The sequence below is a fragment of the Hydrogenophaga luteola genome, assembly GCF_042648585.1.
Taxonomy (GTDB): Bacteria; Pseudomonadota; Gammaproteobacteria; order Burkholderiales; family Burkholderiaceae_C; genus Hydrogenophaga; species Hydrogenophaga luteola.
Genome location: NZ_JBHRXX010000008.1, coordinates 1 through 1,454, shown reverse-complemented (window position 1 = coordinate 1,454; position 1,454 = coordinate 1). Strand labels below are relative to the sequence as shown.

At 53.5% G+C, this 1,454-nt stretch carries 3 protein-coding genes; all 3 read left to right on the top strand.

Annotation, left to right across the window (positions count from 1 at the left end):
- Positions 1-66: 66 nt before the first annotated feature.
- The 3 genes from ACFOPI_RS18745 to ACFOPI_RS18735 are packed head-to-tail and all read left to right on the top strand — an operon-like array spanning position 67 to position 1,338.
- Positions 67-438 (top strand): DUF6984 family protein, encoded by a 372-nt coding sequence (locus ACFOPI_RS18745; RefSeq protein WP_382177244.1) that lies wholly within the window; start codon positions 67-69, stop codon positions 436-438.
- Positions 393-860 carry a hypothetical protein gene (locus tag ACFOPI_RS18740; protein ID WP_382177241.1) on the top strand — a complete coding sequence of 156 codons (468 nt, stop codon included), beginning with the start codon at positions 393-395 and terminating at the stop codon, positions 858-860. Before ACFOPI_RS18745 ends, ACFOPI_RS18740 begins: the two co-directional genes overlap by 46 nt.
- A gap of 52 nt (positions 861-912) precedes the next feature.
- Positions 913-1,338 (top strand): Imm50 family immunity protein, encoded by a 426-nt coding sequence (locus ACFOPI_RS18735; RefSeq protein WP_382177238.1) that lies wholly within the window; start codon positions 913-915, stop codon positions 1,336-1,338.
- Positions 1,339-1,454 lie beyond the last annotated feature (116 nt).

Sequence of the window (1,454 nt, the reverse complement as noted above, 5' to 3'; positions counted from 1 at the left end):
ATGCCGTACCCCGCAAATGCGCGGATCACCCGGGACGGGGAAGTCCCTTTCATTCGTTAGGCGGCCATGAGAGAACTACTGGAACGTGAGCGCCCATTGGTCGGCTACCTGTTTGAGCTGGCGGGACTTTCGGTTGACTTGGACGCATTGCGTGTAGAGCCAATGCAAGATGGTGGCATGGGCAGCTTGGCAATCGCCCCTCTAGGCCGGAGCTACGGCTCGTCCCCCTCAGAGTGCCATTTCTATGATTCGGACGGAGTTGTGATTTCGGCAGTTCTCAACCTAGACAAGGTTGATAGTCCGTTCGAGATCGACATTCTTAAGGTAGATTTCAGTCCAACCATAAGGTGGCCGGAACGCGCGGATCTTGGTGCTGGTCCGCCTAACAATTCATGCAAGCCGAACCCGCTTCGCGGGTCGGCTTTATTCAGGCATTAGACGTCATGGAAAAGCTGCTGGCACTCCTGGCTTTCATGGCCGCTTCGAACTGTGCCTTCTCTCAAGTCCCAGATTGCCTAATTGGGCGCTGGAAGTCCGACGAGGCGCTCACACTGGCGGACATGCGCAAGCACCCCGAGGTAACTGAGAAGGCCAAGGCCCTGTTCGAGAACAAGTTCTTTGGGCGGCTGATCTTGATCTTCGGATCTCGCCACGTCGGCTCATACTTTGAGGACGAACAAACTCCGGCGGACCTCTTGTTCGATGAGGTGCGCATAGTCGAAAGTGGCTCAAACTGGGCTACTTTGCGGAGTCGCTTGCTGGGCGTCGAGTACCTGCAGCACTGGGGCTGCGAGAATGGTCGAATCTACGCCGTCATTACGAAATGGGAATTCCGAGAGTACTTTTCGCCGCTGCCATGACGCAGCGTGCCGGTCACCTCCAACGCTATGCATAGAGGAGCAAATGGAGTCCGTGGTTAACTTCGACGGAGCCGAATTGGTGATCAACTGGTTTGGTCAATGGCCTTCCTTGCATGACTCGGAAGTCCTATCGGTGAACTTTGACCGAGGTGACAAGCATCATGGGCCTATCGTCTCTATGAAGGTCCACGCTTTTCAAATGACTTCGGAAGTCACAGATCAAGGCTTTTACAAGTTGGAAAAGCATTGTTTGATTGAATTCAGGTTCGATGAGGTGGACTGCCTTCAACTCAAAAACGTCAACCATCAAAACGTAATTGAGGACATCTTCCTATCCGAGGCGGTCGCTGAGGATGGCGCAAAGCGGATCGCTGTTCATTTTGAGTCGATCTATGGTCTGGAGCTTGATTTCGAGTGCTCAAAGGCGCAGGTCGCCGCTTTAATGCCATTTAAACCAACGAGCGGCGTCTATGCATAACCTTTCATTGCAGCAGACCTGCGCCAGCTTCGCTGGCTGGTCTGCTGAATTCAAACTACAAGGGCTTCCCCCCGAAAGTCAAACACCGATCCATTCGTGATGCATCGCGAAGCGAT

Bases quoted from the DNA above. Each gene is read 5' to 3' on its own strand.
- ACFOPI_RS18745 (WP_382177244.1), top strand. From the start codon at position 67: ATGAGAGAACTACTGGAACGTGAGCGCCCATTGGTCGGCTACCTGTTT.
- ACFOPI_RS18740 (WP_382177241.1), top strand. From the start codon at position 393: ATGCAAGCCGAACCCGCTTCGCGGGTCGGCTTTATTCAGGCATTAGAC.